The sequence below is a fragment of the Pseudorhodoplanes sp. genome (assembly GCA_032027085.1).
Taxonomy (GTDB): domain Bacteria; phylum Pseudomonadota; class Alphaproteobacteria; order Rhizobiales; family Xanthobacteraceae; genus Pseudorhodoplanes.
Window position 1 is genome coordinate 518,264 of sequence record JAVSMS010000001.1, and the last position, 20,687, is coordinate 538,950.

A 20,687-nucleotide genomic window follows, 5' to 3' on the forward strand; every position below is an offset into this window, starting at 1 on the left:
GATTGCAGCGACGGGAAATTTGAGGGACAGCGAATGGACGCAAAAGTGCCGACAACCGGCGTCGTGTCAGCAGAAACGCTTCTCTCTTATGACGGCCTGAGCTTTCTGCGCGCACTGCTCGACGGCAGCTTGCCGCCGCCGCCGATCACCGACACGCTGGGATTCCGTCTGTCGCTGGTCGAACCTGGCCGCGTAATCTTTGAAGGCGAGCCTCAATTGAGGCACTACAATCCGATTGGCACAGTGCATGGCGGCTTCGCCATGGCGCTGCTTGATTCGGCGCTCGGCTGCGCCGTGCATTCGATGCTGAAAAAAGGTGAGACTTATACGACGCTGGAGATCAAGGTGAATTTGGTGCGTCCGCTCACCAAGGATACCGGTCTCATTGCCGCCGAGGGTCGCATCCTGCATCGCGGACGCACGGTCGGCACCGCGGAAGGCGACATCAAGGATCGCAGCGGCAAAATCTATGCGCACGCCACCACGACGTGCATGATCTTTCCGGCGAAGGGATCGTGATTTGAGATCGAGGCGGCGGGGTACGCCCTGTCTCCGTCACCCTGACGGCTTGCGCCAAGCGCAAGCCTTGAAGCGCGCGACAGCCCAATCGCTGCAACGCACCGGCCGATCATCCTTCGAGGCCCGCCTTCGGCGGCGCCGCATCAGAATGACAGGGGAAATCTTATTCGCCTGACCGCTTCGGCTGGGCGGCAGCCGCCTGATACGGCTTCGTCACCGCATTGGCAAATTCGGCGCGTCCGCCGCGGCGCTTGAACTCGCAAGCCGCAAAGCTCATGCCGCTGATCGCTCCGCGGAAGCTCTCATGGCTGGTCCTCTGCACGTTAAAGCAGGGTTCGAACGGCAGGCCCTTCACGAAGGCGCAGACCTGTTCGCCCTTCACCCGCAGCGTATTGGCCGGGAGCACGGCATAGCGAACCGGGCCGGAGCCCTGGAACTGGATGGTGCCGGCAACCGAGCCGTCATGATTGATGCGGCCCGTACCCTTGGTGCCCTCAAAGCAATTGTAGGTGAACAGCTTGCCGACCACGAATTTGCGGGCTTCGTCGGCCTTCATTTCCTGGGCCACTGCCGGACAGGCAGCGAGCAGCCCAACGACCAGCGCTCCAAAACGCAACATATCTCCACCCCACGTCTATGAGGTCCCCGTTAACAGGCCTCTTACCATAACGAAGGGTGAATATGACCCACCTTCGTAGCTAAATGCTGAACGGGTTTACCCGATATTGACCACGATCCGCCCCCGGACACCTCCGGAGAGGATATTTGGAGCCTTGGAAATCACCTCGGAAAGAGGAATTTCCGTGGTCATCGCCGCGAGCTTGCTGCGATCCAGCCCGTTTTCCAGCCTTTTCCACGCTTCTTTTCGTTTGACGAGCGGGGCCATCACGGAATCGATGCCCAAAAGTGACACTCCGCGCAAAATAAACGGCGCGACGCTGGTCGGCAGATCCATACCGCCCGCCAATCCACAGGCGGCAACCGCACCGCCATATTTCGTCATCGAAAGCACATTGGCGAGCGTGGTCGAGCCGACCGAATCGACCCCGCCGGCCCAACGCTCCTTGGCGAGCGGCCTGACCGCGCCGGTCAGCTCGCTGCGGTCGATCACCTCAGAAGCTCCGAGTCCTTTCAGGTAATCGGCCTCGTTCATGCGGCCCGTGGAAGCGGTGACGCTGTAGCCGGCCTGCGCCAGCAGTGCCACCGCAACCGAGCCGACGCCGCCCGCCGCGCCGGTGACGACCACCGGCCCCTTGTCCGGCGTCACGCCGGCCTGTTCCAGAGCCATCACACTGAGCATCGCGGTGTAGCCGGCGGTGCCGATCGCCATCGCCTCGCGCGCGCTCATGCGTTGAGGCAGACGCACCAGCCAGTTACCCTTCACGCGCGCCTTCTGCGCATAGGCGCCAAGATGCGTCTCGCCGAGACCCCAGCCGTTGCAGATCACCTTGTCGCCGGCTTTCCACTCGGGATGCGAGGAGGCTTCGACTGTCCCTGCGAAATCCACGCCTGCGATCATCGGGAAACGTCGCACCACCGGCGCCTTGCCGGTGATCGCAAGACCGTCCTTGTAATTGATCGTGGAATATTCGGGACGCACGGTGACGTCGCCGTCCATCAGATTGGCGTCGTCAAAATCCGTGAGCGCGACGGACTGGCCGCCCTCGTTCTTCTCGACCACGATTGCTTTGAAACTTGCCACGCTTGTTCCCTCTCCATCGTCATGGCCGGGCATGCCGTCGAAGACACTATCGTTGACGCCTTATGTCCCGGCCATCCAAGGCTTCCTTTCAAACCAAGACAGAGAATGAAAGACGCGGATGCCCGGCACAAGGTTTATGCCCGGGCCGGCCTATGGCCGGACCCGGGCATGACTGAGTTTCAATTTAAGCCGCAGCGGTCGCCGGACGCTCCACCGGCTTCTCGACGATCGGCAGATTGATCACCGCCGACAGGATGCCGAGCAGGATAGCAAAATACCAGACGACATCGTAGGAGCCGATGCGCTCATACAGCACGCCGCCTAGCCAGACGCCAAGGAACCCGCCGACCTGATGGCTGAAGAAGGCAAAGCCCGCGAGCATGGTGAGCCAGCGGGTGCCGAACATTACGGCGACCAACCCTTGCGTCGGCGGCACCGTGGACAGCCAGAGCAGTCCCATCGTTGCGCCGAAGATCACGGAGGACGCCGGAGAGATCGGCAGGCTGATATAGGCGAAGATCGCAATCGACCGCAGGAAATAGATCAGCGCCAGGAGATGCCGCTTGGGTATCCTGTCGCTCAGCCAGCCGGCACCGATCGAGCCGATCATGTTGAACAGGCCGATCGCCGCAAGCGTCCAGCCGCCGACCTCCGCGGACAGACCGCGATCGGCGAGATAGGCCGGCAGATGCACGGTGATGAAGAAAAGCTGGAATCCGCAGGTGAAGAAACCGAGCACCAGCAGCACATAGCTGTTGTGACCCAGCGCCTCGCGTAATGCGGCCGTGACCGATTGCTGCGCGGCCTGACTTGCGCCGCTGCCCTGAGCGTTTTTCGGAAAGGCCAGCGCCAGCGACAGCGGCATGATGAGCAGAATGACGGCGGCGAAGATCAGCAATGTCGTCTGCCACTCGACGCGGCCGTTGAGGGCAATCGCCAGCGGCGAGAACAGGAATTGTCCGAACGAACCGGCCGCGGTGCCGGCGCCGAAGGCGATGGAGCGCCATCGCAGCGGCAAGAGTTTTCCGAAGGCGCCGATGACGACGGTGAACGACGTGCCCGCAAGCCCGATGCCGACAATGAATCCGGCCGAGAGATGCAACTCGCCCGGCGTCGTCGCATACGCCATCCAGCCTAACCCGACGGCATAAAGAATGGCGCCGACGCACAGCACGCTGACCGGTCCGAAGCGGTCGGCAATGGCGCCGACGAAGGGCTGCGCCGCGCCCCACACCAGCATCTGGATGGCAAGCGCGAGAGCGAACACGTCCCGGCCCCAGCCGTGCAACGACGACATCGGCGTCAGGAACAGGCCGAGCGCCGAGCGCGGCCCGAAGCCGATGATGCCGATCAGGCAGCCACAAAGAAGGATAACGGCCGGCGTCTGCCAGGAGCGGGCGGATGTCATTTCAGGTATTCCTGTTGTCTCACACCGGGTTGAGCGCCGGCCGCAGCACCGGCTTCTCGATGATCGGCAGATTGATGACCGCCGAGGCTACGCCGAAGAACACCGACAGCCACCACACCAGATCATAGGAGCCGGTCGCCTCGAAGGCGATGCCGCCGAGCAGCACACCGAGGAAGCCGCCGACCTGATGGCTGAAGAAGGCGAAGCCGAAGAGCATGGCGAGCCATCGCGTGCCGAACATTACAGCGACGAGACCCGATGTCGGCGGCACAGTGGACAGCCAGAGCAAGCCGGTCACGGCGCCGAAGATGAGCGCCGACAGCGGCGACATCGGCAAGGTGATGAAAGCGACGATCGAGACAGCGCGCAGGAAATAGATGATGGACAGGATGTAGCGCTTCGGCATGCGGCTCATTAGCCAGCCGGATGTCAGTGAGCCGATGACATTGAACAGGCCGATGACGCCGATGGTCCAGGCGCCGACCTCATTGGACAGACCGCGGTCGACCAGAAACGACGGCAGATGCACGGTGACGAAAGCAAGCTGGAAGCCGCAGGTGAAGAAGCCCAGCACCAGCAGTACATAGCTGCGGTGGCCGAAGGCTTCCGACAGCGCCTGCGTCAGCGATTGATTGGCGATTCCGGAAGCGCCCCCGCTTTCGGCGCGCGGCGTCCGCAACGCCAGCGACAGCGGCAGGATCAAAAGCATTCCGGCGGCGAAGACGAGCACCGCGACATGCCAGTCAAACTGATCGATCAATGCGCGCGCCACCGGAGAGAACAGGAATTGTCCGAACGACCCCGCTGCGGTGCCCGCGCCGAAGGCCAGCCCGCGCATGCGCTCGGGCACAAGCTTGCCGAAGGCGCCGATGACCAGGTTGAACGAACAGCCCGACAGACCGAACCCGATCAGCATGCCGGCCGACAGATGCAGCGCACCTGGCGTGCTGGAATAGGCCATCAGCGCGAGGCCTGCGGCGTAAAGAAGTGCGCCGCCGCACAGGACGCGGATGGTGCCGAAGCGGTCGGCGATGGCGCCAGCGAATGGCTGCCCGAGACCCCAGAGCAGATTCTGGATCGCGATCGCCAGCGAGAAGACTTCCCGCCCCCAGCCATAGGTCAGCGACATCGGCGTGAGGAACTGGCCGAGCGCCGAGCGCGGTCCGAAGGTCAGCATCGCGATGGCGCAGCCGCAGACGATGATCACCAGCGGAGTGCGCCAGCTGGCGGTTTGACCAGGAACAGATACGGACGTCATGCAGGGCTCCGGCACGCCGGCGCAAACCGAAATAGCGGTTCGGCTTTCGTTAGTCAGGCTTGACGGAAGCCGAGCCCGGCTGCACCGGAGGCGCGGAATTTAGGTTGTCGCCGCGCATCGCCCAAACGAATCTTGGTGATGGCTCCAATCTGCCGGCGGAATGCCTGGCTACGTCATGCATGGCTCGCCTGCGCATCGGGGCTAGCGGCCCGACGGCGAAAGTGCTATAAATATTTTGCTCGCTTTGAGAATAACTGCATGGGCTTCAAAGCGGAGCGCTCGTAACCGGCCATCTTGTGCCGGCTCTTTTAGCACCCATATATGCTCAACTTGAGCATATATGTTTCGGGAGATAGTCATGCCCATCCTTGCCGTCGAAGGCCCGGTCAAAACCACCGGAATCCCCCTGACCACGACTCCCGCTCCGGCGGCCTCGTCAGCGGCTGCGGGTAAATACGGCGCCGTGACGATGCCCTCGCTCGCCTGGAACGAGAATGTTGCGCGCGAGACCGCGCATCTTTACGAGCGCATCAAGGGCGTGATCCCGGCGGTCGAATGGCCGGTCTTTGCGCCCTATGTGAAGGCGATCAACGAGCTCAAGCGCGAGCGCAACGCCGTCATCCTCGCGCACAATTACCAGACGCCGGAAATCTACAATTGCGTTGCCGACTTCGTCGGCGACTCCCTGCAGCTCGCCCGCGAAGCGACCAAGGTGAAGGCCGACGTGATCGTGCAGTGCGGCGTTCACTTCATGGCCGAGACCTCAAAAATCCTGAATCCGGAAAAGACCGTGCTGATCCCGGACAGCCGCGCCGGCTGCTCGCTCGCCGACGCTATCACCGGCGCCGATGTGCGGTTGCTGCGCCAGCGTTACCCCGGCATGCCGGTCGTCGCCTATGTGAACACATCCGCCGACGTGAAGGCGGAGGTCGACATCTGCTGCACCTCCTCGAACGCCTTGCAGGTCGTGGAGAGTCTCGGCTCCGACACCGTCATCTTCCTGCCCGACCAGTATCTCGCGAAATATATCGCCTCGCAGAGCAAGGTGAAGATTATCGCCTGGAAGGGAGCCTGCGAGGTGCACGAGCGCTTCACCGGCGACGAGCTTAAGCTCTATCGCGAGAGCGATCCCTCGCTGAAGATCATTGCGCATCCGGAATGCCCGCCGGACGTGCTCGCGGAGTCGGATTTCACCGGTTCGACTGCACACATGATCGACTGGGTGCGGCGCGAGCGGCCGCAGCGCGTGGTGATGGTCACCGAATGCTCGATGGCCGACAACGTGCAGGCGGAATTGCCGGAGGTGCAGTTCGTGCGCCCGTGCAACCTCTGCCCGCACATGAAGCGCATCACGCTGCCGAAGATCCTCGACAGCCTCGTCTATATGAAAGAGGAAATCGTCATCGACCCGGCGATCGCCGAGAAGGCGCGCCGCTCGGTCGAACGCATGATCAATCTGAAGAATTAGGTCAGTCGTGCCCAAAAATCGCGTAACGAACTCAGCCCGTTCCCTCCCCCCTTGTGGGGGAGGGTTAGGGAGGGGGTGGTGCGAGAATCTGACGGCATTGCCTTATGCAACGACCCCCACCCCCCATCCCCTCCCCACAAGGGGGAGAGGAGCACCACGTGCAGCGCCATGCCCCACCCCATTGACGATGTGATCATAGTCGGCGGCGGCCTGGCCGGCCTCTTCTGTGCGCTGAAGATGGCGCCGCGTCCGGTCACCGTGCTGACCGCAGCGCCCTTGGGCGAAGGCGCCTCCAGCGCCTGGGCGCAGGGCGGCGTCGCGGCGGCGGTCGCCGAGGGCGACACGCCGGAAGCGCATGCACGCGACACCATCATCGCCGGCGCCGGCGTTGTCGATGAAGCGGTCGCGCGCGATGTGGTGCGCGAAGCGCCGGACCGCATCAACGATCTTCTTTCCTATGGCGTGCCTTTCGACAAAGACCTCGAAGGCCGACTCGCGGTGTCGCGCGAGGCGGCGCATTCGGCGCGCCGCATCGTGCGCGTGAAGGGCGATGCCGCCGGCCGCGCCATCATGACCGCGCTCGTCGCCGCCGTGCGCCAGGCGCCGCATATCCGCCTGCTGGAAGGCGTGGTTGCGCAGGACTTGCTGACGAAAGACGGCGCCGTGATCGGCCTGCGCGCGCAGACGGCCGGCAGGCTCCTGACGCTACCTGCCCGCGCCGTGGTGCTCGCCACCGGCGGCATCGGCGCACTCTATGCCGTCACCACCAATCCGGCGGAAGCGAATGGCGCGGGCCTCGGCATCGCCGCACGCGCCGGTGCAACCATCGCCGATCCGGAATTCGTGCAGTTCCATCCGACCGCCATCGATATCGGCCGAGATCCGGCGCCGCTGGCGACCGAGGCGCTGCGCGGCGACGGCGCGACGCTGATCAACGGCCGTGGCGAGCGCTTCATGCCGCGCATTCATCCGGACGCCGAGCTGGCGCCGCGCGATGTCGTGGCGCGCGGCGTTTTTGCCGAGATCGGGGCGGGACGCGGCGCGTTTCTAGATGCGCGCGAGGCGATCGGCGCGGCTTTCGCGGAAAAATTCCCGACCGTTCATGCCGCCTGCGTCGCGGCCGGCATCGATCCCGCGCGCGCACCAATCCCGGTCGCGCCGGCCGCGCATTATCACATGGGCGGCGTGGCGACGGATTTGACAGGCCGCACCTCGCTGAAGGGATTGTGGGCCGCGGGCGAAGTCGCCGCCACCGGGCTGCACGGCGCCAACCGGCTTGCCTCCAATTCGCTGCTGGAAGCCGTCGTCTTCGCCGCGCGCGTCGCCGGCGACATCAAGGCAACTTTCCCGGACGCACAGATCAATATTGCGCAGGATGAGCCGCTTTCACTCCCGTACCAGGACACATCTCGTCTGCGAGAGTTGCGCGCGTTGATGTCGGCGCATGTCGGCGTCATTCGCGAGGAGGCCGGGCTCGCCGCCGCGCTCGCCGATATCCTGCGCATCGAACATGAAGCGCCCTCGCCGGCGCTTACGAACATGGCAACGGCGGCTTTGCTAATCACCGCCGCCGCGTATCAGCGGCGCGAAAGCCGCGGCGGCCATTACCGTTCCGATTGCCCGCAAGCGGACGCGCAGCCGCGGCGCACATTCCTGACCCTCGCCGAGGCCCGCATGATCGCCAACCACGCCACGGGGATGACACGCCATGTCGCAGCCAAAGCTGTATGAGGTCACGACCGCGCCGGTCAGCCGCTCGCTGGTCTGCCCGGACGCCTTCATCTCGCCGCTGGAGATCGAGGAAGCGGTGACGCGCGCGCTCACCGAGGATCTCGGCCGCGCGGGCGACATCACCTCGATTGCGACCGTGCCGGAGGATGCGCAGGCGCGCGCCGTGATGGTGGCGCGCGAGGCCGGCACCATCGCCGGATTGCCGCTGGTGGAGGCCGTGTTTCGCCGCCTCTCGCCTGACATCGAGATCATCGCGCATGCGCGCGACGGACAAGCCGTTGCAGCGAAGACAAAGCTCGTGACGGTGAGCGGCAACGCCCGCGCGGTGCTCGCCGCCGAACGGGTGGCGCTGAATTTCATCGGCCATCTGTCCGGCATCGCGACGCAGACCGCCGAACTCGTCGCCAGGGTGGCGCATACCAAGACCCGCGTCACCGAGACCCGCAAGACCACCCCGGGCCTGCGCGCGCTGCAGAAATACGCGGTGTGCTGCGGCGGCGGCTTCAATCACCGCTTCGGGCTCGATGACGCGATCCTGATCAAGGACAACCATATCGCCGTCGCTGGCGGCATCCGCCCGGTGCTGGAGCGCGCCAAGGCGGCGGCCGGCCATCTCGTCAAGATCGAGATCGAGGTCGACAGCCTCGAGCAGTTGCGCGAAGTGCTGGATGTGGGGCTGGCGGATGTCGTGCTGATCGACAATTTCGACATCGTGACGATGAAGAAAGCCGTCGACATGGTTGCCGGCAAGCTGGTGATCGAGGCTTCCGGCGGCATCACGCTGGAGAAAGCTGCCGCGATTGCGGCCACCGGCGTTGACTACATTTCGTCCGGCGCGCTGACGCATTCGGCGGTCAATCTGGATATCGGGCTGGATATCGAAATTTGACGATGCGTCATCCTGGGGCGGCCGCGAAGTGGCCTTGGAAGGATGGCGGCCCGAATTGGCACGCAACGGCCCTTGCCCTTCGAAACTCGGAGCTGCGCGCCGCACCTTAGGGGCGACGGGTCAAGGCGAGCGAACCCTCTCTACTTGTTAAACGCCTGCGCATGCGACTTGTCAGGCGCCTTGATCGAGCCGGTGGCCTCGACTTCGGTCGGATCCCAGGTCGGCTCGTCGGAGCCGTCGCCCCAGCGCTTCGGACGATAGAAGATGTGGATGCCGAGTGTCTTGTACTTGTTCATCGTCCGCTTCCACCACGGGCTGACATAGGTCGCGTGGTAATGCGTCGCCTTGCCTATTTCAGGCAGCCAGATCTTGCCGTCCAGCGTGTCGCGCGAAATGCGTTTTGCGGTCTCCCACGCTTCCGGCTCGGTCACGACGTCGCGGACATTGTCGCAGGCGAAGGTGAACTGGCAGGCATTGTGCTTGTGCGCGTTCTGGTAGACCACGCCGCACACGGTCTCGGGATAATAGGGCGAGAACACGCGGTTCATCACCACCTGCGCCACCGCCATCTGGCCGCGCTCGGGCTCGCCGCGTGACTCGAAATAGATCGCGTTGGTCAGGCACCGCTCCTGCTTGGCGCGGCTCGCGCCGGTGAGGCCCAGGCGCTCGGCGGGCGTACGCGGACGCTTGCCTTCGCCGGTAACCTCGCCCTTGGGCGCAATCGTTTCGTTGGTCACGCCGGGCTTGGCGACCTTGTCCTTGTCGGAGGCCTCGTCGTCCCGCTTGTAATCCGGCATTTGCGCAGGCGGGGTCAAAGCCGACAGCTTGATGTCGGGATCGACCTTGCCGGGTGGCACGAGGATCGGCGCTTCACCGGGCTGGTAGGTTTCAAGTCCGCCATGCGTGGCGCCAAAACTGTCGGCGCCGAAATAAAGCTTCGCCATCTCCACCGCAGGATTGTCGGGCTGCGCGAGCTTGACGTCGGCGGTGTCGTCGTCGCGCGGTTCCTCGTCGGTGAGGATCTGGTTGTTCTCGACGACAGGAATACTGGCTTCGGTTGCGGTGTCGCCATCCGCCACCGCCGCAATCTCGACGGGGACAGTCTCCGGCGCGGTCTGTTCGTCATTGCGCGCCATCTCGATGCGCTCGGCTTCGGCGATCAGGTCTTCCGAAATCGCAAAAGGCTCCACCTCGGGCTGCGCCCAGGCCGTGACCGGCGGGTAGTTTACAGCCGGCGCCTCCGCTGTCCGCGTTTCCGCCGCCTCCGTGGTCCGGCCTTCCGCGGCTTCACGCCGGTCCGCGGTCTGGCTGTCGGCCAGCCGCTGCGCTTCGATCCGCGCCGCCGCGACGATTTCGCTTTCGTCTATGGCGAAAGGCTCGTTCTCGGCCGGCTGCCTGATCGCCAGCATCGCCTCGCGGGCTTGGCGCGCCGCCTTCTCTGCCGCAGCCGCGCGCCGCGCTTGCACGCGCTCGGCCTCGACGATCAGCTTCTGCGGAATGGCGAAGGGTTCATGCGCCGCGAGATCCCGCAGCTTGCGCGGCTTTGGTTTTGGGGTTGGCGGGGCCGGTTGCGGATCGCGGCGCACCAGGAGATCGCCTTTCAGGCGGCGGTCGACGGACGGAAATTCGTAGCGCGGTGCAGGCGGCGCCGCGCGCTCGGCGAAGGGATCATAGAAAGGATCGCTCTTGCGGATCGCGCCGGTGACACCCGCTGCACGCGGATCGAGACTCGCCAGTTGATAGCCCGGCGCATCGGGGATCATGGTGCCGAGGGGACGCGGAAACGAGAAGGTCGCGGTGTGCAACGCCGTGAGGCTGGGCGCGCTTCGGATATGCTGGCGACCGCGCTCGGCGACGCCCGGCTGGCGGGCAATCAGCGAGGCGAGATCCTGATGCCCGACCGATGTCGGCGTCAGGATGATGCAGGACATGAAAAGGCCGAAGGGACGTCGAAAGGCGCCCTTCGGCCTCTTACGCGAAGCACTCATACCTTACTTCCACGCAACGCGACCGACGCGACCAGAACGCAACGCAGGTACGCGGCAGCAAACGCGCCGCGCAGGCCGTTAAATTTGTCGGATTATCCTTGCGATCGTGTTAACCGCGATGGCGTGGCGGTAAACGCTTTGTCAAGGATTGCGGCGCGCGCGTGTCAGAGCACGCGCACTGGCACGCCAGCCAGATAGGGAATCAGCATCATCCAGATGATGCCGATGGCGAAGCCGAGCAGTCGCGCGTTGAAGCCAAGCATGCCGCCGGTCGCGGCGTATCCGCGCAGGTAGCTGAACAGGTCGAAGCTCGCGACGGGGATCAGCATCCAGAAAACCGGCCTGACCGCGAAGTCGCGCGCCTCCGGCGAGCGCGCAAGGAGCAATCCGGCAAGAATGCCGACGATGGCCATGAAGAAATAGAATTTGCGATCGAGCGGCATGGTTGAAAGAAGTCGGCATTCTGATCTTCTCCGTCACCTGAGGTGCCATCGCGAAGCGATGGCCTCGAAGGGCGACGGCGCGGACATTGCCCGTCATCCTTCGAGGCTCGTTCACTTCGCTCACTCGCACCTCAGGATGACGGCACAAGGTTTGGCGCTGATAACAAAACGGCCCCGCGAAAGCGAGGCCGTTCCATCAGGCGCGATGTGAATCGCTCACATCTTGGCGCCCTTTTCCTTGAAGTATTTCGCGGCGCCGGGATGCCACGGAATGGTTGTGTTCTGGTTGTTCTGCGTGTCGAGCACGATCGCCTTGGCTTCGCCATGCGCCATTGCCACCTCGTCGCGCTTCTCGAACAGAGTCTTGACGATGTCGTAGGCGACCTTGTCCGACATCTTCGCGCTGGCGACCAGGATGTTCTGCACCACCGCGATCTTGTTGTCGGTGTCCTGGCCGGGATAGGTCTTCGCCGGGATCACCCCTTTGCTGTAGAGATTGCCGTATTTGGCGTTCATCTTCTCGGTCAGGTCGGCGGTGTCGACGAGCTTCAGCTTAACGCCCGGCGATGCGCCGAGATCGGTGACCGCCGCCGTCGGCAAGCCGCCAACCCAGAAATAGGCGTCAATCTTGCGATCCTTGAGCGCGTTGGTCGATTCCGCGACGCCGAGGCGTTCGCGCGTCATGTCCTTGTCCTTGTCGAGACCGGCGGCCTCGATCACGCGGAACGCCATCACTTCGGTGGCGCTGCCGGGTGAGCCGGTAGAGACGCGCTTGCCCTTGAGGTCGGACATCTTGGTGATGCCGGTGCCGTCGACCGTCACCACATGCATGCGGTTCGGATACAGTACCATCAGCGTGCGCACCTCGACGGGATTGCCCTTGAACTTGTCCTCGCCCTTGAGCGCGTTCAGTGCGGCATCCACCATCACCAGCCCGACTTCACTCTGCTGGGAGCCGATCAGCTTGAGATTGTCGACAGAGCCGCCGGTCACGCGCGCGGTGGCCTGCACATTGGGCAGATGCTTGGACAGCACGTTCGCCATGCCGCCGCCCATCGGATAATAGACCCCGCCGGTTCCGCCGGTGGCGATGGCGATGTTGGTCTGGGCAGTGGCAGTGCCGGCGAACAGGACGGCGCCCAAGGCGAGTCCTGCCAGATATCCACCCATGACAAAGCTGCGTTTCATTCCACTTCCTCCCTATGACCGGCTGGCCGTTTTGGCCGCTGATGCTGCCGGTGTTACGCGTTGTTTAAAGATTACAATGAGCGCGATCACGATGCCAAATGCCGCAGTGTAGCTGATATCGCGCCCGGTAAGGGCTTCCGCCAATGCTTCGAGGAGGCTCGGGAACACCAGCAGCAGGCCCGCCAGCACCAGCAGGCCGCGCTCCACCGGCGTGGCGCGGCGAAGCGCCCAGCCCTGCGCGGCGGCGGCGAGCGCCGCGAGCCCCAGTGCGGTTTTCACGGTGATCATCGCGATGTCGACCCAGCTCCCGCCCGCCGGCAACTTGAGTAGCAGGCCAAGTCCCTGCGGATCGAGCACAAACACGAAGGGCACGAGGAAGGCCGGCAGGGTGTATTTCCAGGCCTGCAACGTCGTCCTGTAGGGATCGCCGCCGGTGATCGCCGCCGCCGCGAAGGGCGACAGCGCGGTCGGCGGCGAGACTTCCGACAGCACCGCGTAATAGAAGATGAACATGTGCGCGGCGACGTCCGGCACGCCCAGCTTGATCAGGGCCGGCGCCGCGATCACCGCGCAGATGATGTAGGACGCCGTCACCGGCACCGCGAGACCGATGATCCAGACGATCAGCGCGGTATAGATCGCGGTCAGCAGCAGCGAACCGCCGGCGTAATCGATCACGATGGCCGAGAATTTCAGGCCGAGACCGGTCAGCGTGACGACGCCGACAATGATGCCGGCCACGGCGCAGGTGGTCGCCGCCGTCAGCGTCTGGATCGAGCCGTCGGCCAGCGTGCGCGTCAATTTCTTCGGCATCAACGCGGTCTCACGCGTGATGAAGCTCATCACGAAGGTGAGCGCGGTGGCATAGAGGACCGAGGTTGTGGGCGAATAGCCCCAGACCATGAAGACCACGATCGAGATCAGCGAAACGAAGTGGAAGCCGTAGCGGCGGGTGAGTTGCCCCAACGACATGTCCGGAACAAATGGTTCGCCGCGCGCTCCGAACCGCCGCGCGTCAATCTCCACCATGAACAGCAGCGACAGGTAGTAGAGACAGGTCGGGATTGTCGCCATCCAGATCACGTCGAGGTAGCCGATCTTGAGAAACTCGGCGATCAGAAAGGCCGCGGCGCCCAGCACCGGCGGAGAGATGATGGCGCCGAGGCCCGCGGCGGCGAGCAGGCCGCCGGCGGCATTCCGCTCGAAGCCCGACTTCTTCATCATCGGATAGGCGACGGCGCCGATGGCGACGGTGGTCGCAACGCCCGAGCCCGACGGTCCGCCGAGCAGGAAGGACGACAGCACCACCGTGCGTCCGGCCGCGTTGGGCTTGTTCCCCATCAGGGTCATCGAGAAGTCGATGAAGAATTTCCCTGCGCCCGAATGCTGAAGGAATGCGCCAAAGATGCAGAACAGCACGATCAGGGTCGCGGAGACGTCAACCGGCACGCCGAAGATGCCTTCCAGCGTGATGAACAGGTGTCCGACAAGCGACGACAGATCGTAGCCGCGATGATTCCACGGCGGCGGCAGATATGGTCCCGCCAGCGCATAGGCGATGAACAGAAGCGCGATAATGGGCACGATCGGCCCGATGGTGCGCCGCGACGCTTCGATCAGCAGCGCTATGAAGATCACACCCAGAACGACGTCGAGCCGGTCGGGAACCATCGCGCGATCGGTAAAGTCCTCGCCGCCAACGATGGCATAGGCAAGGATGCCCACGGCGGCCGCGCCGAGCAGCACATCCCACCACTGGATGCGGTTGCGAAAGCGCTGCGCCATGGGGAATAGAAGAAAACACAGCACCAGCACGAAGGCGACGTGGGTGTAGCGCAGTTCCTGGGTGGGGACGATCCGGTAGGCCGCGTAGAGGTGGAACAGCGACATCGCCACCGCGATCGTGGTCACGACAGTTCCCGCCCAGCCCGACAGCCGGTTGGTCAGCCCTTCTTCCTGCTCGACAAGGGCCTCGGCCTTGTGGAGCCCTTCGAGCTCCTCCGGCGACACAGAATCCGTCACCCGGTCGTGCTGCTGGGTCATTCTTCCCCCTGGATTGTCCCTCTTGGGCGGGTTCTCCCCGCTTCTATGCCGCCTGCCCGGCCGGCATCGTCTTGGGCCGGAAGCTAGCATGCGAAGGCACAGGCGAACACCCGCCGTTGGTAGCGAAGGAAAGACCCGGAAAATCCCTCAAAAAGAGGCCGGTTAACCATGCGGCAATTGGCCCAAGGTAGAAATTTTCGGGATGTTGCAACGGGTGAGGTTCGATGGCCGACGCGTTCTTGTCCAGCGAAGCCAATCTGGTGAGCGCGGGGATTTCGGTCCTTCTGCTGATTGCTGCCGCGGCTTTCGTCCGCAGCTGCTACCGGCTGAAACGGCAGAATATTCGCCTGACCTTTGCATTGACCAATATGACGCAGGGCCTGTGTGTCTGGGATTCCGCCATGCGTCTTCTGGTCTGCAACAATCGCTATCTCGACATGTATGGCATGTCGGCGGATCGGGTGAAGCCCGGCGTCTCGATAAACGACGTCCTTCGACACCGCGCGGAGATTGGCCACTTCAAGGGGGACATCCAGAAATACGTCGCTGCGATCCGCGAACGCGTCGCCTCGCAAAAGGCCAGCGTGCACACCGTGCACCTTGACGATGGCCGCACGATCTCGATCTCGGAGCAGCCATTGCCCGACGGCTCGCTGGTCGCGACGCATGAAGACATCACGCAATGGCAAATCCTGGAACATCAGCGGGCCGACCTCACTGCCAATGAGCAGCGCCGGGAACGCATCGACGCTGCCATTGCAACCTTCAACGAGCGCATCGAGACCCTGCTGCGCAGCGTCAAGGACAGCACCAGCACGATGAAGGACACCGCGGCGGTGCTGTTCTCGTCCTCCGACCAGACCTCGCAGCGGGCTCAAGGCGCGCTGCAGGCATCCAATGAAGCCTCGATCAACGTCACCACCGCTGCAACCGCGGCGGACCAGATGGCAAGCTCCATCGACGAGATCAGCCGGCAACTGGTGCAGACCACCGGCGTCGTGCGGCAGACCGTGGAGGAAGCGCGCGCGACCAACGAAGGCATCAAGGGTCTTGCCGACGCCGCGCAGAAGATCGGCGACGTGGTCGAATTGATCCGCAACATTGCCGGCCAGACCAATCTGCTGGCGCTGAACGCGACGATTGAAGCGGCGCGCGCGGGCGAATCCGGCCGCGGCTTCGCGGTGGTCGCCTCCGAGGTGAAATCCCTCGCGGTGCAGACGGCGAAGGCGACGGAAGACATCACAGCGCAAATCCTGTCGGTGCAGGCTTCGACCGGAAATGCGGTGGACGCCATTGCCCGCATCACCCTCCGCATGCAGGAAATCGACACCTGCGCCTCCGCGGTCGCCGCTGCCGTGGAAGAGCAGAACGCAGTGACGCAGGAGATTTCCCACAACGTCACCAGCGCCGCGCAGGGCACAAGCGATGTCGTCGGCGTGCTCGATCAGGTGGCCGGCGCGGCCACCGGCACGCGGCAATCGGCGGAGACGGTTCTCACCGCGGCCGCCTCGGTCGAAAAGGCGGTCAGCAACGTGCGTTCCGAAGTTGAAGATTTCCTCGCCAAGGTGGCGGTGTAACCATGGACATGACAGAACAGCCTGGCCGCCCGCCGTTGAAGCCGGCGGACATTTACCGCCCGCGCCTCGGTGCGCAGCAACCGCCGCGCTGGAAAACCGCGATGGCCGAGCATCAGGCCTGGCGCGCGATCGCCTCGCCGTCAATCTGCCCGTCCCAGACGGCGGACGCCGATGCGCAGGACATGTGACCCAGGCGCTTCACTTGCCGCGCTTGATAAATGCCAGGATTTCCCGCCCCATCAGTTCATCCTTGGTATTGAACTGATAGACCATCGACAGATGATTGTGATGCTCCATGCGGGTGAATTTCGGGCAGGCGCGGTCGCGCTTGCAGAATTCCGCCAGCAATAGCGCCCCCTGCGTGTCGAGATCGGGATTGTCGTATTCCGCGACCACGACGAAAAGCGGGACCGCCGGCGCGCTCTTGATATGTGTGATCGGCGACATGTCAGCGTAGCGCGAGCGATCGGTGCCGAAATACGCCTGGAAATTGGCCAGGTTGGGATCCTTCGGATTTGGATCGAAGTGGTAGCGGCCGCTCATCAGCACCGCGCCCGCAATCTCCGGCTTTCCTTCCGGGCGGATGTCCTTGTGGAACAGATAGGTCGCAATATGCGTAGCGCCCGCCGAATGCCCGATGACATAGATGCGCTCTGGATCGCCGCCATATTGCGCGGCGTTTTTCTTGATCCATTGAATGATGCTTTTGACATCTTCGGCGGCAGCCGGCCATTTCGCCTCTGGCGCCAGCCGGTAGGTGGCATTGATGCCAAGCATGCCGTTGCGCGCGAAATAGAGCGGCACGTTGCCGTAGATTTCGTCGGTCACGTTGCGGTCGCCGGCGACATAGGCGCCGCCATGCAGAAAGATCAGCACCGGCAGGCCCTTGGCGTCCTTCGGCTTGAACACGTCCAGCTTGTTGCGGGCATGCGAGCCATATGAAATATCGCGCATGACATCGACGCCATCATGCGGCGCTGCCTGCAGCAGCGGCATGTAGAGCTTCTGGGTGATGGCGATGTTGCCGCGGATGTCCTTGCCCCAGTTCGGACCGATTTCCGCAAGCCGATCCTGCAGCTCCTGCGGCATGGCCGCCATCTGCGCCATCGCAGGCGTCGGCGCGAGCAACATAAAGGCGGCAAAGATTGTTCTCAGGCGCACGTTATCCTCCATCATGTTTTGATGAAGGCTACAGGCCGAGATTTGGCGCAGCAAGAATTGACATGCTGCGCATAGCTTGCATGCAATGGCAGTGCACTTGCGCAAGCCGCCGGGTCAGGCTTGGCTCGCGATCTCCCTGCCGAGTGCGGCCTGCGCCGCGGCGAGCCGCGCGATCGGTGCGCGGAACGGCGAGCAGGACACGTAATCGAGCTTCACCTCATGGCAGAACGCGACCGAGGCCGGATCGCCGCCATGCTCGCCGCAGATGCCGACTTTGAGGTCGGGCCGCACGCGGCGGCCACGCTCGACGCCGATCTTCACCAGCTCCCCGACGCCCTCGCGGTCGATCGAGACGAAGGGATCAACCGGCAGGATGCCGCGCTGGGTGTAGGGCGTAAGGAAGCTTGCCGCATCGTCGCGGCTGATGCCGAAGGTGGTCTGCGTCAGGTCGTTGGTGCCGAAGGAGAAGAATTCCGCGCCGCCTTCGCCTTCGGCGATCTTGTCCGCGAGCAATGAGGCGCGCGGCAATTCGATCATGGTGCCGACCTGATAGTCGAGCGTGACGCCTTTCTCGGTCGACACCGCCTCCGCCATTGCGTCGATGCGCGCCTTGACCAGATCGAACTCCGCGCGCGTCGCGATCAGCGGCACCATCACCTCCGGCACCACCGGCTGGCCGGTTGTCTTGCCGGCCTCGGCGGCCGCCTCGAAAATCGCGCGCGCTTGCATCTCGGCGATCTCGGGATACGCAATGGCGATGCGGCAGCCGCGGAAGCCGAGCATCGGGTTGAACTCGGCAAGCTCCGCCGCGCGCGTCTTGATCTTCTGCGGGTCGGTGCCCATCGCCTTGGCAACCTCCGCGATCTCCTCGTCGCCATGCGGCAGGAATTCATGCAGCGGCGGATCGAGCAGGCGAATGGTAACCGGCAGCCCCTTCATGATCTCGAACAGCGCAATGAAGTCGCTGCGCTGCATCGGCAAAATCTTCGAGAGCGCGGCCCGGCGCGCCTTCTCGTCGTCGGCCAAGATCATTTCGCGCACCGCCTGGATGCGGTCGGCTTCGAAGAACATGTGCTCGGTGCGGCACAGTCCGATGCCTTCGGCGCCGTATTTCAGCGCCGTGCGCGCGTCGGCCGGTGTGTCGGCATTGGCGCGCACGCCGAGCTTGCGCAGCTTGTCGGCCCAGCTCATCAAGGTGGCGAATTCGCCCGACAATTCCGGCTCGATCATCTTCACCTGGCCGGCCAGCACCTGCCCGGTGGAGCCGTCGATGGTGATGACATCGCCCTTCTGGTAGCTCTGGCCGGCGACCGTCATCGTGTTCTTGCTGTAATCCACGCGCAGCGAGCCCGCGCCGGAGACGCAAGGCTTGCCCATGCCGCGCGCAACCACCGCCGCATGCGAGGTCATGCCGCCGCGCGTGGTCAGGATGCCTTCGGCGGCATGCATGCCGTGAATGTCTTCCGGCGACGTTTCCACGCGAACGAGAATCACCTTCTTGCCCTGCGCCTTCAGTGTCTCGGCTTCGTCCGACGAGAACACGATTTCGCCCGAGGCAGCTCCTGGCGAGGCCGGCAGGCCGGTCGCGATCACCTTGCGATCGGCTTTCGGATCGATGGTCGGGTGCAAGAGCTGGTCGAGCGAGGCCGGGTCGATGCGGGTGACCGCCTCGTCCTGCGTGATCAGGCCTTCATTGGCGAGTTCGACCGCGATGCGGAGCGCGGCCTTCGCCGTGCGCTTGCCGGAACGCGTCTGCAGCATCCACAACTTGCCCTGCTCGATGGTGAATTCGAGATCCTGCATGTCGCGGTAATGCTTTTCGAGCGAGGCATAGAAGCGCTGCAGTTCCGCGAAGGCCTGCGGCATTGCCGCCTCCAGCGAGGGCTTGTCGGAGCCCGCTTCCTTGCGCGCCTCCTCGGTGATCTCTTGCGGGGTGCGGATGCCGGCCACGACATCCTCGCCCTGCGCGTTGATCAGGAACTCGCCATAGAGCTTGCCCTCGCCGGTCGAGGGGTTGCGCGTGAAGGCGACGCCGGTCGCCGAGGTGTCGCCCATATTGCCGAACACCATCGCCTGCACATTGACCGCGGTGCCCCAGCTTTCCGGAATGTTGTGCAGGCGGCGATAGGTAATGGCGCGCGCATTCATCCACGAGCCGAATACCGCGCCGACCGAGCCCCACAATTGCTCCTGCGGGTCCTGCGGAAACGGCTTGCTGCTTTCCTGCTCCACGCGCGCCTTGTAGCGCTTCACAATCTCGATCCAGTCCTCGGCGGAGAGGTCGGTGTCGAGGGTGTGGCCGCCCGCGTCCTTGTATTCCTCGAGGATGTCCTCGAAGTGGTGATGTTCGATGCCGAGCACCACGTTCGAATACATGGTGATGAAGCGGCGATAGGAATCGTAGGCGAATCGACGGTCGCCGGCCTGCTCGGCCAGCGCCTCGACGGTCTGGTCGTTGAGGCCGAGATTGAGGACGGTGTCCATCATGCCCGGCATCGAGGCGCGGGCGCCGGAGCGGACCGACACCAGCAGCGGGTTCTTGGCGTCGCCGAACCTGCGGCCGGCGATCTTGCCGGTGGCGGCGAGCGCGTCCGCGACCTGCTGCTTCAGTTCGGCCGGGTAGCTTTTGTCGTTGGCGTAATAATAGGTGCAGACCTCGGTGGTGATGGTGAAGCCCGGCGGCACCGGCAGCCCCAGATTGGCCATCTCGGCGAGGTTCGCGCCCTTGCCGCCGAGGAGGTTCTTCATCTCGGATTTCCCCTCGGCCTTGCCGTCGCCGAAGGTATAGACCCACTTCGCCATCACGCCCGTCCTGTTGCAGTGCCAAAACCCGGCCTGTCTTAGGCCGGATTTGGACGTTCTTTCAACCGGAACAAAAGTCAGGGCCGGGCCTGAATTTACAGAGGTTTCGGCTTTTTTCAGCGGAAAATGCCGAGCCCCAGCAGGCCGACCAGGATCAGATAGATCGCCACGATGAAATTGAGCAGCCGCGGCACCAGCAGGATCAGGATGCCGGCGATGAGGGCAACGATCGGCTGCAACTGGGCAATGGTGATGGTCATGGGAATGGATCTCCGAATGTGCAGGCGGAACGGCGCAACCGGGCGGGAGGTTCCGCCGGGGCCGCATAAGGCCTGATTCTCGGAGTGCGGTCGCGGCGCGCTTATTCACCTCTCCCCGCTGCGGGAGTCTTCCCTCTCCCCGTTCTTACGGGGAGAGGGTGGCGAGCACCTGCAAGGTGCGAGCCGGGTGAGGGGCATTGCACGGCCCCTCACCCGGCGCACGTCAAGACCATCGCACTCGGATAGAATT

Annotated in this window: 17 protein-coding genes; 6 read left to right on the top strand and 11 right to left on the bottom strand. The window is 63.9% G+C overall.

What is annotated here, in order from left to right; all coding sequences use genetic code 11:
* Positions 1-33 precede the first annotated feature (33 nt).
* Positions 34-519 (top strand): PaaI family thioesterase, encoded by a 486-nt coding sequence (locus RO009_02560; protein MDT3683909.1) that lies wholly within the window; start codon positions 34-36, stop codon positions 517-519.
* A gap of 163 nt (positions 520-682) precedes the next feature.
* On the opposite strand, the gene RO009_02565 is transcribed toward RO009_02560, so the two are convergent.
* The 4 genes from RO009_02565 to RO009_02580 form a co-directional block, all read right to left on the bottom strand.
* Positions 683-1,138: a hypothetical protein gene (locus RO009_02565; protein ID MDT3683910.1), complete on the bottom strand. Its 456-nt coding sequence runs from the start codon at positions 1,136-1,138 to the stop codon at positions 683-685.
* A gap of 96 nt (positions 1,139-1,234) precedes the next feature.
* On the bottom strand, positions 1,235-2,221 hold the full coding sequence (locus tag RO009_02570) for an MDR family oxidoreductase (protein ID MDT3683911.1): 987 nt from the start codon (positions 2,219-2,221) through the stop codon (positions 1,235-1,237).
* Positions 2,222-2,405: 184 nt separating this feature from the next.
* Positions 2,406-3,629, bottom strand: coding sequence for an MFS transporter (locus RO009_02575; GenBank protein MDT3683912.1), 1,224 nt, complete (start codon positions 3,627-3,629; stop codon positions 2,406-2,408).
* A gap of 19 nt (positions 3,630-3,648) precedes the next feature.
* Positions 3,649-4,887: an MFS transporter gene (locus RO009_02580; GenBank protein ID MDT3683913.1), complete on the bottom strand. Its 1,239-nt coding sequence runs from the start codon at positions 4,885-4,887 to the stop codon at positions 3,649-3,651.
* A gap of 358 nt (positions 4,888-5,245) precedes the next feature.
* On the opposite strand from RO009_02580, the gene nadA reads away from it, so the two are divergent.
* From nadA to nadC, 3 genes are all read left to right on the top strand, one after another.
* Entirely contained in the window at positions 5,246-6,355 is a 1,110-nt protein-coding gene (nadA, locus tag RO009_02585) for a quinolinate synthase NadA (protein ID MDT3683914.1), read from the top strand.
* 168 nt (positions 6,356-6,523) lie between these two features.
* Complete coding sequence (locus RO009_02590; GenBank protein MDT3683915.1) at positions 6,524-8,086, top strand: L-aspartate oxidase; 1,563 nt, start codon at positions 6,524-6,526, stop codon at positions 8,084-8,086.
* Positions 8,064-8,975, top strand: a complete 912-nt coding sequence (gene nadC, locus RO009_02595) for a carboxylating nicotinate-nucleotide diphosphorylase (GenBank protein ID MDT3683916.1) — start codon at positions 8,064-8,066, stop codon at positions 8,973-8,975. Before RO009_02590 ends, nadC begins: the two co-directional genes overlap by 23 nt.
* Before the next feature lie 140 nt (positions 8,976-9,115).
* Here nadC and RO009_02600 read toward each other — a convergent pair whose 3' ends face one another.
* The 4 genes from RO009_02600 to RO009_02615 all read right to left on the bottom strand — a co-directional run bounded on the left by RO009_02600 (position 9,116) and on the right by RO009_02615 (position 14,637).
* Positions 9,116-10,963, bottom strand: coding sequence for a cell wall hydrolase (locus tag RO009_02600; GenBank protein MDT3683917.1), 1,848 nt, complete (start codon positions 10,961-10,963; stop codon positions 9,116-9,118).
* A gap of 164 nt (positions 10,964-11,127) precedes the next feature.
* Complete coding sequence (locus RO009_02605; GenBank protein MDT3683918.1) at positions 11,128-11,406, bottom strand: hypothetical protein; 279 nt, start codon at positions 11,404-11,406, stop codon at positions 11,128-11,130.
* 216 nt (positions 11,407-11,622) lie between these two features.
* Positions 11,623-12,594, bottom strand: a complete 972-nt coding sequence (locus RO009_02610; GenBank protein ID MDT3683919.1) for a TAXI family TRAP transporter solute-binding subunit — start codon at positions 12,592-12,594, stop codon at positions 11,623-11,625.
* Positions 12,595-12,606: 12 nt separating this feature from the next.
* Positions 12,607-14,637, bottom strand: coding sequence for a TRAP transporter fused permease subunit (locus tag RO009_02615; protein MDT3683920.1), 2,031 nt, complete (start codon positions 14,635-14,637; stop codon positions 12,607-12,609).
* A 224-nt stretch (positions 14,638-14,861) separates the two neighbouring features.
* Between RO009_02615 and RO009_02620 the strand changes: the two genes are divergently transcribed.
* Both RO009_02620 and RO009_02625 read left to right on the top strand, forming a co-directional pair.
* Positions 14,862-16,214 (top strand): PAS-domain containing protein, encoded by a 1,353-nt coding sequence (locus RO009_02620; protein ID MDT3683921.1) that lies wholly within the window; start codon positions 14,862-14,864, stop codon positions 16,212-16,214.
* Positions 16,215-16,216: 2 nt separating this feature from the next.
* Positions 16,217-16,402, top strand: coding sequence for a hypothetical protein (locus RO009_02625; GenBank protein ID MDT3683922.1), 186 nt, complete (start codon positions 16,217-16,219; stop codon positions 16,400-16,402).
* Between the two features lie 10 nt (positions 16,403-16,412).
* Here the strand turns inward: RO009_02625 and RO009_02630 are convergent, their stop codons facing one another.
* From RO009_02630 to RO009_02640, 3 genes are all read right to left on the bottom strand, one after another.
* A complete protein-coding gene (locus RO009_02630) occupies positions 16,413-17,375 on the bottom strand; it encodes an alpha/beta hydrolase (protein MDT3683923.1) in 963 nt (320 codons plus the stop codon).
* Between the two features lie 114 nt (positions 17,376-17,489).
* Positions 17,490-20,297: a pyruvate, phosphate dikinase gene (gene ppdK / locus RO009_02635; protein ID MDT3683924.1), complete on the bottom strand. Its 2,808-nt coding sequence runs from the start codon at positions 20,295-20,297 to the stop codon at positions 17,490-17,492.
* Positions 20,294-20,437, bottom strand: a complete 144-nt coding sequence (locus RO009_02640; protein ID MDT3683925.1) for a DUF3096 domain-containing protein — start codon at positions 20,435-20,437, stop codon at positions 20,294-20,296. Before RO009_02640 ends, ppdK begins: the two co-directional genes overlap by 4 nt.
* Positions 20,438-20,687 lie beyond the last annotated feature (250 nt).